Raw genomic sequence first — 20363 nt, 5'->3', positions numbered from 1 at the left:
GTGCATGGATCATCGCAGATCGGAAAGCGCTTTGCCAAGTGGCGGTCAGATGCTATTTGCACGAACATATCAATTTTGAGACAAGCATGGTGAAACACAGGGAAAGCCGCCCCGGCCATAAGGCCGCCGGCGGTCTTGGGGCAAGACCCCGGCGCGACATGTCCGGCAAACCGCCGGCAAAGCCCGCGCATGCTTCAAAGCCAGCCAAGCCTTCACGCGATCACGGCGAGCGGGTGACAGAGCCGCGCGATGTGGCGCCCGAGCGCCCGCTGATGACGCGAAGCGGCGAGCGACCGGCCGAACGTGTGCCGGTTATCCTCGAGTCGCTGGGTGCCGGGGATTTTCACCTCATCGACAGCGGCAATGGGCTGAAGCTCGAGCAGTACGGTCCCTACCGCATCGTCCGGCCGGAAGCACAGGCACTGTGGCCGCCGTCGCTTGCCCCGCATGTCTGGGACAATGCCGACGCCATCTTCACCGGCGATACGGATGAGGACGGCATGGGCCGGTGGCGTTTCCAGCGCGAAGCGCTCGGCGAGACCTGGCCGCTGCAATTGCTCGGCGTCGATTTTCTCGGCCGCTTCACCGCCTTCCGCCATGTCGGCGTCTTCCCGGAGCAGATCGTGCACTGGGCCTGGATGAAGGAACAGGTCGAGGCGGCGAAACGGCCGCTCAAGGTCCTGAATCTCTTCGGTTATACCGGTGTCGCGTCGCTGGTGGCGGCTGCGGCGGGCGCGGAAGTGACCCACGTCGACGCCTCGAAGAAGGCGATCGGCTGGGCGCGTGAAAACCAGGCCTTGGGCCGCATGGAAAAGCTGCCGATCCGCTGGATCTGCGAGGATGCGATGAAATTCATCCTGCGCGAGGAGCGGCGCGGCAGCAAATACGACATCATCTTGACCGACCCGCCCAAGTTCGGCCGCGGCCCGAATGGCGAGGTCTGGCATCTGTTCGAGCATTTGCCGCTGATGCTCGATGTCTGCCGCGAGATCCTGTCGCCGAAGGCGCTCGGCCTCGTGCTGACGGCCTATTCCATCCGCGCCAGCTTCTATTCGATCCACGAGCTGATGCGCGAAACGATGCGCGGCGCCGGCGGTGCCGTCGAATCCGGCGAGCTCGTCATTCGCGAGGCAGGCCCTGACGGGCGCACGCCGGGCCGGGCGCTTTCCACCTCTCTCTTCAGCCGCTGGGTGCCGAAATGAACCAGGATTTCCGTAACGACGGCCCGCGCAAGGTCGGACAGGTCAAGGAGGTTACCTCGCTTGCCAATCCGATCGTCAAGGATATCAAGGCGCTGACGGTCAAGAAGTCCCGCGAGGAAAGCGGCGCGTTCCTGGCCGAGGGCCTGAAGCTCGTCATCGACGCGCTCGAGCTCGGCTGGACGATCCGCACGCTGGTCTATGCCAAGGCCGCCAAGGGCAAGCCTCTCGTCGAACAGGTGGCCGCCAAGACGGTCGCGGCCGGCGGGCTGGTGCTGGAGGTCAGCGAAAAGGTCATCGGCTCGATCACCCGCCGCGACAATCCGCAGATGGTAGTCGGCGTCTTCGAGCAGCGCTGGCAGCAGCTTCGGGACGTCAAGCCGAAGGCCGGCGAAACCTGGGTAGCGCTCGACCGCGTCCGCGATCCCGGCAATCTCGGCACGATCATCCGCACCGCCGATGCGGCCGGCGCTTCCGGCGTCATCCTCGTCGGTGAGACGACCGATCCCTTTTCGCTGGAAACCGTACGCGCCACCATGGGCTCGGTCTTCGCCGTTCCTGTCGTCAAGGCGACACCGGAAGATTTCCTGGCCTGGAAAAAGAAGGCTGAGGTTTCCGTTGTTGCCACCCATCTGGCTGGCGCGGTGGACTATCGTACCATCGATTACAAGAAGAAGCCCGTCGTCATCCTGATGGGCAACGAGCAGTCCGGCCTGCCGGATGCCCTGGCGAAAGAGGCCGATGCGCTTGCCCGCATCCCGCAGGCCGGCCGCGCCGACAGCCTCAATCTGGCGGTTGCGACGGCGGTCATGCTGTTCGAGGCCCGCCGCCATATCCTGACACTTAACTAGCGAGACCCGATGACCGAAAGCGAGACCCACGGACAGTCGACCGCGAAGCCGGCCCTGTTTTCACGGCCCCTGCCCATCCTGATCTTCATCGTGGTTGCGGTCGTCCTCGACCAGGCCATCAAGATCATGGTCGATCACTGGCTGCCGCTGCAGGAGATGGTGCCGGTCATTCCGATGCTGGCGCTCTACCGCACCTACAATCTCGGCGTCGCGTTCTCCATGCTCTCAGGCATGGACGGCTGGTTCATCGTCGGTATGCGGCTCGTCATCGTCGCCTTCGTGCTGTGGCTCTGGTGGCGCACGCCCGATCATCGCTGGCTTGCCCATTTGGGCTTTGCCCTGATCATTGCCGGGGCGCTCGGCAATCTGATCGACCGCTTTCTCTATGGCCATGTGATCGACTATATCCTCTTCCACACGCAGACATGGTCTTTTGCGGTGTTCAATCTCGCCGACAGTTTCATCACCGTCGGGGCGGGCTGCGTCATTCTCGATGAGCTTTTGATGCCGAAAAAGCCGAAAACCTAAAATTCTAGCGAATCCCTGAAGGCATCGGGAAGGTTGCATGTGTTAGCCAGATTGCATGAGCACTCTGGCAAATCTGCGGGAAAAGCTTGCCGCAGCCGAAATCCGCGGCCATGCGGGACCGATCGAAGGACCGGCCGAGAGCGAGCTGTCGCCTGCGAAACCGATCGAGCCATCGCAGGATGCACTCCGCCAGCCGCCATCGCCGGCAAAGGCATGGTGGCTGGAAGGCCATTGGCTGAATGGCGGTGGTCTCGTGACCGGCGCCGCTCTTCTTGCGATCGGCTTTGCCGGCGGTCCGCTGACGCTCGCAGGCGTTCTTGGCCTTGTTGCCCTTGTCCTTGCCGCCGTTGGCATTTTCAATGCCCGCACTGCATCGCAAAAGCCTGCAATTGTCGCAGCCGATTTCAGCGAAAGCGAACACGACCGTCTTTGGGAACACAGGGAAAGCACCAGCCTGCTTGCCACCGTCCACGATGCGCTTGGCGACATCGCAGTCACGCGCAGCATCGATCGCCGGATTCTGCACGCCAACGCCACCTTCCGCAAACTGACCGGCAAGCCGCATCCGGAAGGCTTGACGCTGGAAGAGGCCGGCCTCGTATTCCGTGCCGTCACCGACGCAAAACATCAGGACGCGGAAATCGCCACACCCGAGGGCCGACGCATCTTTGCTTGGCACGATGTCATGTTTCGCGACCCGACGACCGGGCAATTGTGCATACAGAGCATCGCGCGCGACGTGACGGAAGAGCGGCAGATCGCCCGCCTGCGCGAGGATGCGCGGCTGAAGGCCGAATATAACAGCGCGGCCAAGTCTCGGCTTCTGGCCACCGTCAGCCATGAGATCCGCACGCCGCTGTCGGGCATTCTCGGCATGAACCATCTGCTTGCCCAGACGCCGTTGAACTTGGAACAGGCAAATTACCTGACGGGCATTCGCCAATCGGGTCATGCGCTGGTGCAATTGGTCGAAGACCTGCTTGATTTCTCCACGATCGAGGTCGGCCGCTTCCAGTTGCATCCGCGCAAGGAGGCTTTGCGCCCGCTGCTGGAAGGCGTCATCGAGATGCTCGCCCATCGAGCCCATGAAAAGGGCATCGAAATCGCTGCGAGCGTTGCGGCCAAGGTCCCCGAGAGCATGGAATTCGATCCGGCCCGTCTGCGCCAGATCCTGTTCAACGTCATCGGCAACGCCGTGAAGTTCACCCAGGCCGGTGGCGTGCTTGTCCGTGTCGATCTCCGGGAACAGGATTTGACGATATCGGTGCGGGATAGCGGCCCCGGCATGACCGAGGAAGAACAGGCGCGTGTCTTCGGCGAGTTCGAACAGGCCGGCACGATCGTGGAAAAAAGCGCCGGCACCGGCCTGGGCCTGGCCATTTCCGCCCGCATCCTGCGCGAATTCGGCGGCAGGCTCAGCGTCGCCAGCGAGCGCGGCAAGGGCAGCGAGTTCATCATTTCCTTTCCGGTCGGCCTGGATGCCGGGGAGAGCGGACATGAGTGGCGCGACATCATGCTCAAGGGATCGCGCGTGCTGCTGCTGGCACCCGAAGGGGCCGCAAGCGAGGCAATCACGCAAACCATCCGGACCCTTGGCGGCCATTGCAGGCTGATCGACGCCGGCGACATGGACGATCTCCTTCGCTCGTTTCCGATGGGCGAGGAGGGGATATGGACGGATCTCGTTGTCGACCACCGCATGGCGCCCTGGTACTTCAGTGAGGGAACTGCGATTGCCGTGCCAGGCCTGCGCAAGATCTTCCTGGTCAATCCGGAGGAGCGCAACACCCATCCGCTCGATCTCTTCGATGCCTGGCTCATCCGGCCGCTGCGCGAGCAGTCGCTGATCGATGTGCTGAGGGGCCGCATGCGGGGCATGGAAAAGCGCGATGCCTTTATCGAAGCGGTCTCCGAGATCGGCATAACGACACCGGAGGCGGAAGATCGCACGCTGGATATCCTGCTTGGCGAGGATGATCCGGTCAATGCGATGCTGGTGCGGGCCATGCTCTCCAAGGCAGGCCACAGGGTTCGCCTCGTCGAGGATTTCGACGGCCTTCGCGTTCGCGTCGAAAACGTCGAGGCGCGGCCGGAGGTGTTGGTGACCGATCTCAATATGCCCGGCGGCTCGGGTGCCGCCGTGCTCGCGCAATTGCGGGCCTACGAGCGTCGGCACGGTTTGCCGCCGCTTCCGATCGTCGTATTGACCGCGGACAGCCGCGATTCGGTCCGCCGTCAGGCTTTGCTGGCCGGGGCCGATGCCGTGATCGTCAAGCCGGTCGATCCTGAAAAGCTGTCGGCAACGCTGCAGGGCTTGTCGAGGTCGGTTTTCGAGCGCGCCCAGACATCATCGCGCGTCTTCGGATAAAGCTTACGAAAGCCGGCTCATCAATGCTCGACAGCGGCCGGCAATATGGCTCAACCTAAGGCAATTGCCGTTGCTAAGTTGGGGACGGTGCCTCCATTCCAAAATTGAAATGGGCACACTTCTTGCTTTTAGGAATGCTGCGTGTCACTTTCCTGTCGCACGAATTTGGTTTATGGCGCTATATCGGCCCGCAGGGGGAGAATCGCCATGTCCATCGAAATCTTGAATCGCGAAGCTCAGGGCGAAATGGTTCAGTCTTCAAAGGCAACGGTTGAACCGGTTGCCAGCGATGTGCTCGGACGCATCGGAAATTTAGAAACGCGCCTTGCCCGCACGGCGCGTGAAATCGATGCCGCTCAGGCCGTCCGCTATCGCGTTTTCGTCGAGGAGATGAACGCGCAACTGCCGGCCGACGCCATGCGTCGTCAGCGCGACGTCGACAGCTGGGACGCCATTTGCGACCACCTTCTGGTGTTGGACCGTTCGATCGAGGGCGATTCGGAAGATCAGATCGTAGGCACCTATCGCCTGCTGCGCCAGGAAGTAGCCATGGCCAATGGCGGCTTCTATTCCTCTTCGGAATTCGACATCGACGCGCTGCTTGCGCGCCATGCGGACAAACGCTTCATGGAGCTCGGCCGCTCCTGCGTACTGCCGGCATATCGCAACAAGCGCACGGTCGAGCTGCTGTGGCAGGGCAATTGGGCCTATGCGCTGAAGCATGGCATGGGCGCGATGATCGGTTGCGCCTCTTTCCCGGGCGTCCTTCCTGAGCAGCATGCGCTGGCTTTGTCCTTCCTTTATCACAATGTTGTCGCCAAGGACGAATGGACTGTCGGCGCTTTGCCGTCGCTTGCCCGCAACATGGACTTGATGCCGGTCGAAGCCGTCAATCCAAAGAAGGCGCTGATGGCGCTGCCGCCGCTGATCAAGGGTTATCTGCGCCTCGGCGCGATGGTCGGTTCGAACGCGGTGGTCGATCAGGCCTTCAATACAACCGACGTGCTGATCGTCCTGCCGATCGCCAGCATCTCGGATCGCTACGTGAATTACTACGGCGCGGACGCCGGCCGCTTCGCGAGCTGATAGGTATTAAGGGATAGCAAAGATATCGATCGCATCCGTGATGCCGCGAAGCGCGACATGATGCGATTGCGGCTTTACGCCTCGCATTGTCAGCAATTCGGCGGCGCGGGCATTCTCCAGCACCGCACCCGTGGCAAATATCTCGCTCGACGTCGCCAGATGCTGCACGCGCGAGGCGATATTGACCGTTTGTCCGAAATAATCCTGCCGCTCGTTCAGGCTGACCGCAATGCACGGTCCCTCGTGGATGCCGATCTTCAGAAGGAGGTCGTCGTTGCCGCGTTCCCTGTTGAGGCTGGACATGGCCTCGCGCATCCGCATCGCCGCGGCGAGCGCCCGGTCTGGCGTCGGGAAAGTGGCCATGACCGCGTCGCCGATGGTCTTGACGACCGCACCGGCCTCCGCGCCCACGATTTCGTGCAGGATGCTGAAATGTGTCTTGACCAGATCGAAGGCCGCCAGATCGCCGACCCTCTCATAGAGCTCCGTCGAACCGCGCAGATCGGTGAAGAGAAAGGTGAGGCTCGCGATTTTCAGCCGCTGGTTGATGTCGATCGTGTCAGTCCGGTATATGTCCCGGAAGGTCTGGTTGGAGAGCAGCCGCTTGGCGGTCAGGAATGGCCGGCGTTGGCCGAGCAGCGTGTGAAGTGCGTCGTTGGCGATGCACACCGACGGCAGGGTGCGGACCTCCGTATGGTTTTCTATGACGATGCGCAGCGGGCCGGGTCGAAGCCCGATCGTGTCGTGGTGCCGATGCATGCGATCGAAGACGAGCGATATGCTCTGCCGCTCCCTGGTTGGTTCGCCCTTTATGTCGAGGAACTGCGCGCTATGGGTAACCGGTTCAAAAATAATGACGAATTCGGCTGGCAGCTGCAGCGATACGACAGCCTTTTCCCCCGCCGGCAGCTCCAGGGCTTCCAACAGGAATTCGTCGACCTTTTCCTCATAGCCGTCCTCCGGAAGGTCGACGCCCGAACTCCAGTATATCTGGCGAAAATATTCATGAGGCGGCAAATCATGCGGATTGTGGGCGCCGATGTGGCGCAAGCGCGGGCTGACGGTGAAGGTGACTTCGACCATCTCGTCGAGCGTCGGCTCGTAGCCGGCTGCGCACAAGGTACAGCTGTAGGTTTCGCTCTGGACCGACTTCAGCGATGTATTGGCATCCAGCACGCCGCCGCATCCGGGACACAGCACATTCCAGGACATCTCGAACAGGCCAAGGCGCGCGGCATGGAGAAAGGCACTGATGGTTTGTTCTTCGTCGAAGCCATGTTCACCGGCAAAGGCGAGCGCATTCATGCGGTTGAGCTTGCGGTCGGGCGCCTCAAGGACCATCCGCTCGATTGCGTCGACGATATCCGGCCGCGCTGAATGGCGCAGCACTTCGAATAGGGGCTGAGCTTCAGTCATCCCCTATTCTACACCTATTTCAGAGGGCAGCCATCATCTTTGTTCGGCTGCCCCACCAGTGGCAAAAGTCACGTGCCCGCGCCATAGGCTGCGATTGCAGCCATGTTGACGATGTCGGAATCCTTGGCACCCATGGAAGTGATCTGCACCGGCTTGTCGAGGCCGACGAGCAACGGCCCGATCACCGTGGAGCCGCCGAGTTCCTGCAGCATCTTGGTGGAGATCGCCGCCGAATGGAACGCGGGCATGACGAGCACATTTGCCGGCCCGGAAAGCCGCGAGAAGGGATAGAGGCTCTCCATGATCTTGCGGTCCAGCGCCACGTCGGCGGACATTTCGCCGTCGAATTCGAAGTTCACATGGCGATGATCGAGGATGCTGACAGCTTCGCGCACCCGCTCGGAGCGCTCGCCCGAGGGATGGCCGAAGGTGGAATAGGCGAGCATGGCGACACGCGGCTCATAGCCCATGCGACGGGCAAAGCCGGCTGCTTCCTCGGCGATATCGGCGAGCTCCACGGCCGTCGGCATATCGTGCACCGCGGTATCGGCGACGAAGACGGTGCGGCCGCGGGCGAGCACGATCGATATGCCGATCACCCGGTGCCCCGGCTTGGCGTCGATGCAGCGGCGCACGTCGCCGAGCGCCGTCGAATAGTTGCGCGTCACGCCGGTTACCATGCCGTCGGCGTCGCCCAGCGCCACCATGCAGGCGGCGAAGTGATTGCGGTCGTTGTGGATCAGGCGCGTCACATCGCGATGCAGGTAGCCCTGGCGCTGCAGCCGGGCATAGAGATAGTCGATATAGGAATCGCCACGCTTGGAAATACGCGCGTTGACGATTTCAAGGCCGGGGCGATTGAGATCGATGCCAGCGCGCTCGGCGGTGGCCTCGATCAGATCCTCGCGGCCGAGCAGGATTGCGGTGCCGAGCCCCTGATTGGCATAGGAAAGGGCGGCACGCATGACCTGTTCTTCTTCCGCCTCGGCAAAGACGATGCGCTTCTGATACCGGCGGACACGCTCGTAGAGCTGAGCGAGCGTCGAGGCGATCGGATCGCGCCGGGCCGAGAGTTCGCGCGCATAGGCCGCCATATCCGATATTTCGCGGCGGGCGACGCCGCTTTCGATCGCCGCCTTGGCGACGGCCACCGGAATTGCCGAGATCAGACGCGGATCGAACGGCACGGGGATGATGTATTGCGCGCCGAAGCGCGGCCTTGCGCCCTGATAGGCGGCGACCACATCATCAGGCACGTCTTCTCGCGCAAGGCTTGCCAACGCGTTGACGGCGGCGATCTTCATCTCGTCATTGATGGTGGTGGCACGCACGTCGAGCGCTCCGCGGAAGATATAGGGAAAGCCGAGGACGTTGTTGACCTGGTTCGGATAGTCCGAGCGTCCGGTCGCCATGATGGCGTCGTCGCGGATGCGGGCGACTTCCTCCGGCGTGATTTCCGGATCGGGATTGGCCATGGCGAAGATGATCGGTCTGTCCGCCAGGGAGCGGATCATGTCTTCGGAAAAGGCATCCTTCTGCGAAAGGCCGAGAACCACGTCGGCACCCGCCATCGCTTCAGCCAGCGTGCGCTTGTCGGTCTTGACGGCATGGGCCGACTTCCACTGATTCATGCCTTCGCTGCGGCCCTGATAGATCACGCCCTTCGTATCGCAAAGGACGATGTTTTCCGGGTTGAAGCCCATGGCCTTGATCAGCTCGATGCAGGCGATGGCTGCAGCGCCGGCGCCGTTGCAGACGAGCTTGGTGTTCTTCAGGTCTCGCCCGGTCAGCTCAAGCGCGTTGATCAGCCCGGCGGCGGCGATGATGGCGGTGCCATGCTGGTCGTCATGGAATACCGGGATGTCCATGAGCTCGCGCAGCCGCTGCTCGATGATGAAGCAGTCCGGCGCCTTGATGTCCTCGAGATTGATGCCGCCGAAAGAGGGGCCGAGATAGCGCACGCAATTGATGAACTCGTCGACATTCTCCGTGTCGATTTCAAGGTCGATCGAATCGACGTCGGCGAAGCGCTTGAAGAGAACCGCCTTGCCTTCCATGACCGGCTTGGAGGCCAGAGCCCCGAGATTGCCGAGGCCGAGAATGGCCGTACCGTTCGAGATGACGGCGACCATGTTGCCGCGCGAGGTATAGTCGTAGGCGGTGGCCGGATCGGCGGCGATCGCCTTCACGGGAACGGCCACTCCGGGCGAATAGGCAAGGGAAAGATCGCGCTGGGTCGCCATCGGCTTGGTCGGGTTGATCTCAAGCTTGCCGGGGCGGCCGTTCCTGTGGAAATCGAGTGCTTCCTGATCGGTGATCCCCGTCCCCGGACGCGACTTGCTCTTGCTGTCAGCCATTGTTCCTCCAAACCTCCTGTGGGCGACCGGTCCCTCTTGCCCGATAGCTGTTGTCTTCTATAGCGGCGCGCGGATAGGGTGGCACCTCATTTTTTTGGAAAAACTGCACCTCCGTGAACGAACGTATTACCGCCAGCATCGATGCTTTCTCGGCCGCCGAGCTTGCCTCGGAGGAGAGCCGCGCTTCGGCCACTCCGATGATGGAGCAGTATATCGAGATCAAGGCGAACAATCCCGGTTCGCTGCTGTTCTATCGCATGGGCGACTTCTACGAATTGTTCTTCGAAGACGCCGTCGATGCCTCGCGCGCGCTCGGCATCACGCTGACGAAGCGCGGCCAGCACATGGGGCAGGATATCCCGATGTGCGGCGTGCCGGTTCACGCCGCCGACGACTATCTGCAGAAGCTGATCGCTCTTGGCTTCCGCGTCGCCGTCTGCGAGCAGGTGGAAGATCCGGCCGAGGCAAAGAAACGCGGTGGCAAGTCGGTGGTGCGGCGCGATGTCGTGCGCCTGGTTACGCCAGGCACGATCACCGAGGAAAAGCTGCTCTCGCCTTCCGAATCCAACTATCTGATGGCGCTCACCCGTATTCGCGGTAGCGCCGAACCGCAGCTGGCGCTCGCCTGGATCGATATTTCGACGGGTGTGTTCCGGCTGGCGGAGACGGAGGGCTCGCGGCTGCTCGCCGATATCCTGCGCATCGATCCGAGAGAGCTGATCCTGCCGGATACGATGTTCCACGATCCGGAATTGAAGCCGGTCTTTGACATCCTCGGTCGCACCGCCGTTCCGCAGCCGGCGGTGCTCTTCGACAGCGCCAGTGCCGAGGGGCGCATCACCCGTTACTTCGGCGTGTCGACGCTCGATGGTTTCGGCACCTTCAGCCGCGCCGAAATGGCCGCTGCCGCCGCCGCCATCGCCTATGTCGAGAAGACCCAGCTTGCCGAGCGGCCGCCGCTCGGGCTTCCGGAGCGGGAAAGCGGCGCATCGACGCTGTTCATCGATCCCGCCACGCGCGCCAATCTCGAGCTGGTGCGCACGCTCTCCGGCGACCGCAATGGTTCGCTCCTGAAGGCGATCGATCGCACCGTCACCGGCGGCGGCGCCCGTCTTCTCGCCGAGCGGCTGATGTCGCCGCTGACTGACCCCCAGCGCATCAACGAGCGGCTGGATTCGATCGGCTTTCTGGCGGAGGAGCCGTCTCTCTGCAGCGAACTGCGCTCAGCACTGAAGCATGTGCCTGACATGCCGCGCGCCCTGTCGCGCCTCGCGCTCGATCGCGGCGGCCCGCGTGACCTCTGGGCGATCCGCCAGGGATTGGCCGCTGCCGCCGATCTCGCCCGTCTGCTCTGTAGTGCCTTGCTGCCGGAAGAGCTTGCCGCCGCGCTCGCCGGCCTGCGCGCCCTGCCTGCCGATCTCGAAGACATGCTTGCCGCAACGCTTGCCGAAGAACTACCCCTGCTGAAGCGGGACGGCGGCTTTCTGCGGGATGGGGCGAATGCCGAGCTGGACGAAGTGCGGGCACTGCGCGATCAATCACGCCGCGTCATTGCCGGCCTGCAGCTGCAATATGCCGAGGAAACCGGCATCAAGTCGCTGAAGATCAAGCATAACAATGTGCTTGGCTATTTTATCGAGGTCACGGCCGGCAATGCCGGTCCGATGACCGACACGAGCGAAGCGAAGGCGCGCTTCATTCATCGTCAGACCATGGCGAACGCCATGCGCTTCACCACGACCGAGCTTGCCGATCTCGAAAGCCGCATCGCCAACGCCGCCGACAAAGCGCTGGCGATCGAACTCGAGGCCTTCGATCGCATGGTCGCGGCCGTAGTGGCCAATGCAGAGGCGATCAAAGCCGGCGCCCGCGCTCTGTCGGTGATCGATGTCGCGGCCGGGCTTGCGCTGCTTGCCGAGGAGCAGGCCTATTGCCGGCCTGCCGTCGATGCAAGCCGCATGTTTGCCATCGAGGGCGGCCGTCATCCTGTCGTCGAGCAGGCCTTGCGCCGTCAGGCCGGCGGCCCGTTCGTCGCCAATAATTGCGATCTTTCGCCGCAGGCCGACGGCAAGGACGGCGCCATCTGGCTCCTGACTGGCCCGAACATGGGCGGTAAGTCCACCTTCCTGCGCCAGAACGCGCTGATCGCCATTCTCGCGCAGATGGGCTCCTTCGTGCCCGCCACGTCAGCCCATATCGGCATTGTCGACCGGCTGTTCTCGCGCGTCGGCGCTTCCGACGATCTGGCACGGGGACGTTCGACCTTCATGGTCGAAATGGTCGAGACGGCGGCGATCCTCAATCAGGCGACCGAGCGTTCCCTCGTCATCCTCGACGAGATCGGTCGCGGCACCGCGACCTTCGATGGCCTTTCCATCGCCTGGGCCGCCGTCGAGCATCTGCACGAAGCCAACCGATGCCGCGGCCTATTCGCCACGCATTTCCACGAGTTGACCGTCCTGTCGGAGAAGCTCGGCCGGCTCTCCAATGCCACCATGCGCGTCAAGGAATGGGACGGCGACGTCATCTTCCTGCACGAGGTCGGGCCGGGGGCGGCCGATCGCTCCTACGGCATTCAGGTAGCGCGTCTCGCGGGCCTGCCGGCTTCGGTCGTGGCACGCGCCCGCGACGTTCTGACGCGGCTTGAAGATGCCGACCGCAAGAATCCGGCAAGCCAGCTCATCGACGATCTGCCTCTCTTCCAGGTGGCCGTCCGCCGGGAGGAGGCGAGCGGCCGGCGAGAGCCCTCCAAGGTCGAGGAACGGCTGAAGACGCTCGATCTCGACGATCTGACGCCGCGTGCCGCTCTCGACGTGCTCTACGAGCTGAAGAAAACCCTCACCAAGACCGGCTGATCATAGGCGATATTCCAAGGACAACATGATGTATCTCGAAGTTCTTCTCGCCGAAGTCCGCATTCTGGGCGAGCGCTTCTCTCCGATTGCCGCGCGCGGCAAGATCTGTGGCGAGGGTGAGCCCCCGGACTGCGAATCCGATCGCGGCCTCCTCGACATCACCCTGTCCTGCAGCCGCATTTCCGACATTTGTTCGAAGATCGCGAAAGCCGGCTATTGGGAATGTGAACGCGAAATGGTGACGCAGATCGGCGCCCAATCGCGAAACATATTGCATAGCTTGAACGAGCTCAGGCGGGTGATCGAGCCGGCAAGGCCCTAAAACCGCCGGTTTCTGCGTCGATTGCCGTCACGCTTCGTCAACTTTGGCCTAGAGCGGATTCAGATTTTAAGTCTGTTCGACCTAAAATCTGAATCCGCTCTAGAAACAAAGCAGTAGAGCATGATGTCGTCCGAAAACCGATCACACTTTTCGGCATCATGCTCTAGCAGAAATCTAGGAATCGTCGATTCCATGCAGTCTACCCTCGAGCGATCCGCGCGTAGAATGCCTGTGTTAATCGCCGGCCAAAGGGGCTATAGCGCATGCAGACGAGAAGACAGGCGCGCCGGCAACGCGTCGCCGTCAGTGAACAGAAAGCCGATCGGCAGAGCATGGAAACGCATCATATCGATTTTTCGACCATTCTCGACGTATCCGCGCTGAGGGCGGAATGCGAGGCTCTCGCCAAACGCGGTCTGGACAAGAATGAGGAGCGTTCCGCTCTACTCGCGCTGTTGAAAAGGGCGAGCCAGGACGGACGCGAGGCGGCGCGGCGATCGCTGATCGCGGAAGGCGGCGGCCTCGATTGCGCTTACCGGATTTCCTGGCTGCAGGATCAGATCATCACCATCCTCTACGACTTCACCGTCCGTCACGTCTATCCGAAGCAGGCGGGCGCCTTCTCCGTGACGGCGGTCGGCGGCTATGGCCGCGATACGCTGGCGCCGGGATCCGATATCGATCTTCTCTTCCTCTTCCAGCCGAAGCCCGAGAGCGATACGCACAAGGCGGTCGAATTCATCCTCTATATGCTTTGGGACATGGGCTTTAAGGTCGGTCACGCCACGCGCACGGTCGAGGAATGCATCCGCCAGGCCAAGTCCGACATGACGGTGCGCACGGCCATTCTCGAAACCCGCTATATCTGCGGCAACGCTCCGCTGGAGCGCGAACTGCAGGCGCGTTTCGACAAGGAAATTGTCACTAATACCGGCCCGGAATTCATCGCCGCCAAGCTCGCCGAGCGTGACGAGCGCCACCGCAAGGCCGGCGACACCCGCTATCTGGTCGAGCCCAACGTCAAGGAGGGCAAGGGGGGCCTGCGCGACCTGCACACGCTGTTCTGGATCTCGAAATATTATTACCACGTCCGCGACACAGCCGAACTGGTGAAGCTCGGCGTGCTTTCGAAACAGGAATACCGCCTCTTCCAGAAGGCCGAGGATTTTCTTTGGGCCGTGCGCTGCCACATGCATTTCCTGACAGGCAAGGCGGAAGAGCGGCTTTCCTTCGATATCCAGCGCGATATCGCCGAAGCGCTTGGCTATCACGCCCGTCCCGGCCTTTCGGCGGTCGAGCGCTTCATGAAGCACTATTTCCTCGTCGCCAAGGATGTCGGCGATCTCACGCGCATCCTTTGCGCGGCGCTTGAGGACAAGCAGGCGAAAGCCACCCCGGGGCTCACCGGCGTCATCAGCCGTTTCGCTAACCGTTCGCGCAAGATAGCCGGCACCGTCGAATTCGTCGAGGATCGCGGCCGCATCGCGCTTGCCAATCCCGATGTCTTCAAGCGCGATCCGGTCAGCCTCATCAGGCTGTTCTTCGTCGCTGACATCAATGGCCTGGAATTCCACCCGGATGCGCTGAAACGCGTGACGCGATCGCTGAACCTGATCGACAATGATCTGCGCGAGAACGAAGAGGCGAACCGCCTGTTCCTGGCGATCCTGACCTCGAAGCGCGATCCCGCGCTGATCCTGCGCCGGATGAACGAGGCCGGCGTGCTCGGCCGTTTCATCCCGGAATTCGGCAAGATCGTCTCGATGATGCAGTTCAACATGTATCACCACTATACGGTGGACGAGCATCTGATCCGTGCCGTCGAGGTGCTGTCGGAGATAGACAAGGGCAAAGCCGAGGATATTCATCCGCTCACCAACAAGCTGATGCCCAATATCGAGGATCGCGATGCTCTCTATGTCGCCGTCCTATTGCACGATATCGCCAAGGGCCGCGAGGAGGACCATTCGGAAGCCGGTGCCGCAGTTGCACGCAAGCTCTGCCCGCGCTTCGGCCTTTCACCGAAGCAGACGGAGCTGGTGGTCTGGCTGATCGCCGAGCACCTGACCATGTCGATGGTTGCCCAGACGCGCGACCTGACCGACCGCAAGACCATCATTGATTTTGCTGACCGGGTGCAGTCGCTCGACCGGCTGAAGATGCTGCTGATCCTGACCGTCTGCGATATCCGCGCCGTCGGCCCTGGTGTCTGGAACGGCTGGAAGGGGCAGTTGCTGCGCACGCTCTATTACGAGACCGAGCTGCTGCTCGCCGGCGGTTTCTCGGAAGTGTCGCGCAAGGAGCGGGCGGAAGCCGCCGCCAAGGCGCTGGAAGCGGCGCTGGACGATTGGGGTCAGAAGGCTCGCAAGGCCTATGTCAAGCTGCACTACCAGCCCTATCTTCTGTCCGTGCCGCTGGAAGACCAGATCCGCCACACGCGGTTCATCCGCCAAACCGACAAATCGGGCCAGGTCCTGGCGACGATGGTGCGTACCGACAGTTTCCACGCCATCACCGAAATCACCGTGCTGTCGCCGGACCATCCGCGCCTCCTGACCGTCATCGCCGGCGCCTGTGCCGCTGCCGGCGCCAATATCGCCGACGCGCAGATCTTCACGACGGCTGATGGCCGTGCCCTCGACACCATCCATGTCAGCCGCGAATTTCCCGACGATGCCGATGAGCTGCGCCGGGCCGGCACCATCGGCAAGATGATCGAGGATGTTCTGGCCGGCCGCAAGCGGCTGCCGGAAGTCATCGCGACCCGGACGAAGAATCGCCGCAAGAACAAGGCTTTCGTCATCCCGCCATCGGTGATCATCACTAACAGCCTCTCCAACAAGTTCACGGTCATCGAGGTCGAATGCCTCGATCGCCCCGGCCTGTTGTCGGAAATAACGGCTGTTCTCTCGGACCTCTCGCTCGATATTCAGTCGGCGCGCATCACCACATTCGGCGAAAAGGTCATCGACACCTTCTATGTTACCGATCTCGTCGGCCAGAAGATCTCCAACGAGAACAAGCGAGCCAACATCACCGCGCGCCTGAAGGCGGTCATGGCGGGCGAGGAGGATGAAATGCGCGAGCGCATGCCATCGGGCATCATCGCGCCCGCTGCCACGCGTGGCGTCGCCGTCGAAAAGTCAGACCCTGAGAAGAAAGCCGGTTCCGCCGCATGAGCCTAGTCAAGAAATTCATCACGGTCGGTGGCGCGACGCTTGGCAGTCGCATCTTCGGCTTTGCCCGCGAGACGCTGATGGCCGCCGCCCTTGGCACCGGGCCGATGGCCGACGTCTTCTACGCTGCCTTCCGCTTTCCGAACCTCTTCCGTCGCCTGTTCGCGGAAGGCGCCTTCAATGCCGCCTTCGTACCGCTCTTTGCCAAGGAAATCGAGGCGAACGGCATCGACGGCGCAAAGCGCTTCTCCGAGGAAGTGTTCGGCGTTCTCTTCTCGGTCCTGTTCCTGATCACCGTCGTCATGGAACTGGGCATGCCGCTCCTGGTGCGTTGGGTCATCGCGCCTGGTTTCGCCGACGATGCCGAGAAATTCGACCTGACGGTCCGGTTGGCCGCCGTGATGTTCCCCTATCTCATGTCGATGTCGCTGACGGCGATGATGAGCGGCATGCTGAATTCGCTGCATCATTTCTTCGCCGCCGCCGTGGCTCCGATCTTCCTAAACCTGGTGATGATCAGCGCGCTGTTCTACGCGATCTACTACGGCGCCGATCCGCTGAGCACCGCCTGGTACCTGTCCTGGTCGGTACTGGTGGCAGGCGTGCTGCAGCTGGCCGTCGTCTATATCGGCGTGCGTCGTGCCGGCATCAATATCGGCCTGCGCTTTCCGCGCTTCACGCCCAATGTCAAGCGGCTCCTGCTTCTTGCGATCCCAGCGGCCATCACCGGCGGTGTCACTCAGATCAATCTGGTGATCGGCCAGGCGATTGCCTCGGGCAAGGAAGGTGCGATCGCCGCCCTGCAATATGCAGACCGCATCTACCAGTTGCCGCTCGGCGTCGTCGGCGTCGCGGTCGGAATCGTGCTTCTGCCGGAGCTGGCGCGTTCGCTGAAGTCGGGCCATATCAAGGAAGCCGCCAATATCCAGAACCGCTCGATCGAATTCGTGCTGTTCCTGACGCTGCCAGCCGCTGTCGCCCTGTGGCTGCTCTCCGACGATATCATCCGAGTACTTTACGAGCGCGGCGCCTTTAATGCGAACAATACAACGCTGGTCGGCTCCATCCTCGCCATCTTCGGCCTGGGCCTGCCGGCTTTCGTGCTGATCAAGGCCTTGCAGCCCGGCTTTTATGCCCGCGAAGATACGAAATCGCCGATGCGCTACACGGCGGTCGCCGTCGCCGTCAATTCGGCGCTGTCCATCCTGCTTTTCCCGGTGCTGGCCGAACGCGGCATTGCGCTCGCCGAGGCGGTTGCCGGATGGCTGAACGCTGTACAGCTCTTCGTTACGCTCTATCGCCGCGGGCATCTCGTCTGGGAATGGTCGCTGGCGCGACGCACCGCCATGCTGCTCGTCTCCTCCGCCGTCATGGGTGGCGTCATCGTATATTTGTCTCATCGGTGGGAGCCGCTTCTGGGGTCCAGCTCGACGCTGCTCACCAAGACCGGCGTCCTGGGCTTGCTCATATTGATTGCGATGGCGGTTTATTTCATTGTCGCCTTCCTGATCGGCGGCGTGGACTTGGGCATGATACGCCGCAATTTGAAGCGCAAGCGCCCGGCGCCAGCGCCGGATGCGAAGGCGGTGAACGGAGAATGATAGGGCCACTTCGCGCCGCAATGTGGGGAGAAGGTGGCTTGGCGGGATCGAATGGAGTAAGTTTGCTCTGGCGACAAGCATCGCTATCCTAAGTTGTTGACCGCAAGATGGCGTGTCAATTCGGAGCGGTGAGATGGATGCACTGGGATGGCTGAGATCGATCTTCGACTTTCGTGAACGGCGAAAGGAGCAGAAGGCCCCGCCTATGGAAGGCCCATCAACTGATCTTGAGATGCAGGCAGCTCTTCAAACATTGCAGCAGATGGTTAAGCCTGCTGTCTTTGGCGAAATCGGCGGCGAGAAGCCGCAGAAGGACAATAGGGCCTCGAGCTGGTGGGGTGGAAACTTTCTCGGCCGACAAGACGAGGTAACACCTGTCTGCGAGAAGTCGGGGCGGGAGATGCACCCGCTTGTTCAAATCCGAGTGGATGAGCTTCCCGAGATCCCACCTACATTATCGAATCTGATGCTTCTGAACATGTGGGTGGATCTGGAGGACGTTCCGTTGGATGATGTGGAGAATGGCAAGGGCTTTGTCATTCGAACTTATTCCGCCATTTCGGATTTGGTTCCTATCGGTCCGGGCTACCGGGAAAGCCAGAGCCTTCCGACTTTTCCGCTTCGGTGGCGCTCAACTGCCCTGGAGCAGCCAAGCTGGGACGATATTGCGTTCAAGATTCCAAGCAACGTCGCGCGATCCAACGACTCGAAATGGTTTTTTGAAAGCCAATACGTGATTGAAACCGATAAGTATCGCGGGACATGCCCTGTCAAGCTTGGCGGCTGGCCTACCTGGATTCAAGGCGAAAACTGGCCCGATAAAGCAGAGCTATGCCTTCAGATCGATAGCACCGACAAGGGGCGCTTCTACGTTGGGGACTCCGGATCGCTATATCTGTTCCGAGTACCAGACGGCTGGGCAATCAGATCAGACTTCTACTGACAAACCCGTTTTATGGGTTTTTTCGAGCCAAGAATCGTCGTTAATGCTGCGTGCAAGGAAGTAACACGGAGTTTCCATGCCCCAATCCATTTTCCTCGTCGCCCTGGTTGTCGATGACTACGATCGCGCCAAAGCCTTCTACTGCGATGCCCTTGGCTTCGATTGCCTGCAGGACGAGGTGCAGCCGGAGGGCAAGCGCTGGGTTGTCGTCAGGCCGAAAGGCGGGGAAGGAGCAGCGTTATTGCTCGCCCAGGCCGCCAACGACAGCCAGCGCGCCGCAATCGGCAACCAGGCGGGCGGCCGGGTCGGCTTCTTCCTCAAGACTGACGATTTCGCCCGTGACCATGCCGCGATGCTGGCCAAGGGCGTCACGTTCCGGGAAGAGCCGCGTCATGAGGTTTATGGCACGGTGGCGGTCTTCGCCGATCCCTATGGCAATACTTGGGACCTGATCCAGCATTCTTCCTGAGACTCCGGCACATAGCCTCTTGATCCCCATCGATCCCGCGTGCATAAGCCGCTCGAAACCAAGGGTCGAGCCCCGCTCGCCCAGGCCCTCCACAAGCCTTTCGAGGACGACATGACCGAATTCAAGCCGCTCGTATTCTCCGGCGTTCAGCCCACGGGCAATCTCCATCTCGGCAATTATCTCGGCGCGATCCGCAAATTCGTGGCCCTGCAGGAAAACAACGACTGCATCTATTGCGTCGTCGACATGCATGCGCTGACGGCTCAGCTCGTCCATGACGACATGCCGAACCAGACGCGCTCGATCACCGCGGCCTTCCTTGCTGCCGGCATCGACCCGGAAAAGCATATCGTCTTCAATCAGTCGGCCGTGCCGGGACATGCCGAGCTTGCCTGGATCTTCAATTGCGTCGCCCGCATCGGCTGGATGAACCGCATGACGCAGTTCAAGGATAAGGCCGGCAAGGACCGCGAGCAGGCCTCGCTCGGACTTTACGCCTATCCGAGCCTGATGGCCGCCGACATCCTGCTCTATCGCGCCACGCATGTTCCTGTTGGAGACGACCAGAAGCAGCATCTGGAGCTGACCCGCGACATCGCCATGAAGTTCAATCTGGACTACATGGAGCATATCCGACGCACGGGCTACGGCATCGACATCACCGTGGGCGACGAGCCGGTGCATGCCTATTTCCCGATGGTCGAGCCGCTGATCGATGGTCCGGCGCCGCGTGTCATGTCGCTGCGTGACGGCACCAAGAAGATGTCGAAATCCGACGCTTCGGACCTGTCGCGCATCAACCTGCTCGATGACGAGGAAAATATCTCGAAGAAGATCCGTAAGGCCAAGACCGATCCGGATGGCTTGCCAAGCGAAATCGCCGGCCTCGCCGGCCGCCCCGAGGCAGACAATCTGGTCGGCATCTATGCGGCCCTTGCCGACAAGTCGAAGGCGGATGTCCTGTCCGAATTCGGCGGCCAGCAGTTCTCCGTCTTCAAGCCAGCGCTGGTCGATCTTGCCGTGCATGTGCTCTCGCCGATCACCATGGAAATGCGCCGCCTGATGGCCGATCCGGGCCACATCGACGCCGTATTGCGCGATGGCAGCGCCCATGCCCGTGCCCGCGCCGACCTGACCATGAAGCAGGTGCGCGACATTATCGGCTTTCTCTATTGATGTTGTCGTAATAGAG

At 61.7% G+C, this 20363-nt stretch carries 14 protein-coding genes; 12 read left to right on the top strand and 2 right to left on the bottom strand.

The genetic code is table 11. From position 1 onward, the window contains the following. The first annotated feature begins 86 nt into the window (after positions 1-86). The 5 genes from HGP12_RS23485 to HGP12_RS23465 all read left to right on the top strand — a co-directional run bounded on the left by HGP12_RS23485 (position 87) and on the right by HGP12_RS23465 (position 6032). Complete coding sequence (locus HGP12_RS23485; RefSeq protein WP_168841221.1) at positions 87-1202, top strand: class I SAM-dependent methyltransferase; 1116 nt, start codon at positions 87-89, stop codon at positions 1200-1202. Further along, positions 1199-2050: a TrmH family RNA methyltransferase gene (locus HGP12_RS23480; protein WP_168841220.1), complete on the top strand. Its 852-nt coding sequence runs from the start codon at positions 1199-1201 to the stop codon at positions 2048-2050. Before HGP12_RS23485 ends, HGP12_RS23480 begins: the two co-directional genes overlap by 4 nt. Positions 2051-2059: 9 nt before the next feature. Then, entirely contained in the window at positions 2060-2578 is a 519-nt protein-coding gene (gene lspA / locus HGP12_RS23475) for a signal peptidase II (protein ID WP_168841219.1), read from the top strand. Positions 2579-2633: 55 nt separating this feature from the next. Then, the gene (locus HGP12_RS23470) at positions 2634-4946 is read left to right on the top strand and encodes a hybrid sensor histidine kinase/response regulator (RefSeq protein WP_168841218.1); all 2313 of its coding nucleotides are present in this window, start codon (positions 2634-2636) and stop codon (positions 4944-4946) included. 207 nt (positions 4947-5153) lie between these two features. Further along, on the top strand, positions 5154-6032 hold the full coding sequence (locus HGP12_RS23465) for a GNAT family N-acetyltransferase (protein WP_168841217.1): 879 nt from the start codon (positions 5154-5156) through the stop codon (positions 6030-6032). A gap of 6 nt (positions 6033-6038) precedes the next feature. Here the strand turns inward: HGP12_RS23465 and HGP12_RS23460 are convergent, their stop codons facing one another. Together HGP12_RS23460 and HGP12_RS23455 are read right to left on the bottom strand one after the other, a co-directional pair. Next, the gene (locus HGP12_RS23460) at positions 6039-7448 is read right to left on the bottom strand and encodes an adenylate/guanylate cyclase domain-containing protein (protein ID WP_168841216.1); all 1410 of its coding nucleotides are present in this window, start codon (positions 7446-7448) and stop codon (positions 6039-6041) included. A 68-nt stretch (positions 7449-7516) separates the two neighbouring features. Continuing rightward, positions 7517-9805: an NADP-dependent malic enzyme gene (locus HGP12_RS23455; protein ID WP_168841215.1), complete on the bottom strand. Its 2289-nt coding sequence runs from the start codon at positions 9803-9805 to the stop codon at positions 7517-7519. 197 nt (positions 9806-10002) lie between these two features. Between HGP12_RS23455 and mutS the strand changes: the two genes are divergently transcribed. The 7 genes from mutS (at position 10003) to trpS (ending at position 20347) form a co-directional block, all read left to right on the top strand. Continuing rightward, the gene (gene mutS, locus HGP12_RS23450; protein ID WP_205926613.1) at positions 10003-12660 is read left to right on the top strand and encodes a DNA mismatch repair protein MutS; all 2658 of its coding nucleotides are present in this window, start codon (positions 10003-10005) and stop codon (positions 12658-12660) included. Positions 12661-12685: 25 nt separating this feature from the next. Continuing rightward, a complete protein-coding gene (locus tag HGP12_RS23445) occupies positions 12686-12982 on the top strand; it encodes a hypothetical protein (RefSeq protein WP_246703517.1) in 297 nt (98 codons plus the stop codon). A gap of 263 nt (positions 12983-13245) precedes the next feature. Then, positions 13246-16161, top strand: a complete 2916-nt coding sequence (locus HGP12_RS23440; protein WP_168841213.1) for a [protein-PII] uridylyltransferase — start codon at positions 13246-13248, stop codon at positions 16159-16161. Beyond that, on the top strand, positions 16158-17759 hold the full coding sequence (gene murJ, locus HGP12_RS23435) for a murein biosynthesis integral membrane protein MurJ (RefSeq protein WP_168841212.1): 1602 nt from the start codon (positions 16158-16160) through the stop codon (positions 17757-17759). The genes HGP12_RS23440 and murJ overlap by 4 nt, the downstream gene beginning before the upstream one ends. A 133-nt stretch (positions 17760-17892) precedes the next feature. Beyond that, positions 17893-18702: a DUF1963 domain-containing protein gene (locus HGP12_RS23430; RefSeq protein WP_168841211.1), complete on the top strand. Its 810-nt coding sequence runs from the start codon at positions 17893-17895 to the stop codon at positions 18700-18702. Between the two features lie 76 nt (positions 18703-18778). Continuing rightward, on the top strand, positions 18779-19171 hold the full coding sequence (locus HGP12_RS23425) for a VOC family protein (RefSeq protein WP_168841210.1): 393 nt from the start codon (positions 18779-18781) through the stop codon (positions 19169-19171). Positions 19172-19282: 111 nt separating this feature from the next. Further along, complete coding sequence (gene trpS / locus HGP12_RS23420) at positions 19283-20347, top strand: tryptophan--tRNA ligase (RefSeq protein WP_168841209.1); 1065 nt, start codon at positions 19283-19285, stop codon at positions 20345-20347. Positions 20348-20363 lie beyond the last annotated feature (16 nt).

It is taken from the genome of Rhizobium sp. P28RR-XV (assembly GCF_012641385.1).
Taxonomy (GTDB): Bacteria; Pseudomonadota; Alphaproteobacteria; order Rhizobiales; family Rhizobiaceae; genus Rhizobium.
Note: the sequence above shows the minus strand (reverse complement) of the source record. Positions and strands in the feature narration are given on the sequence as shown.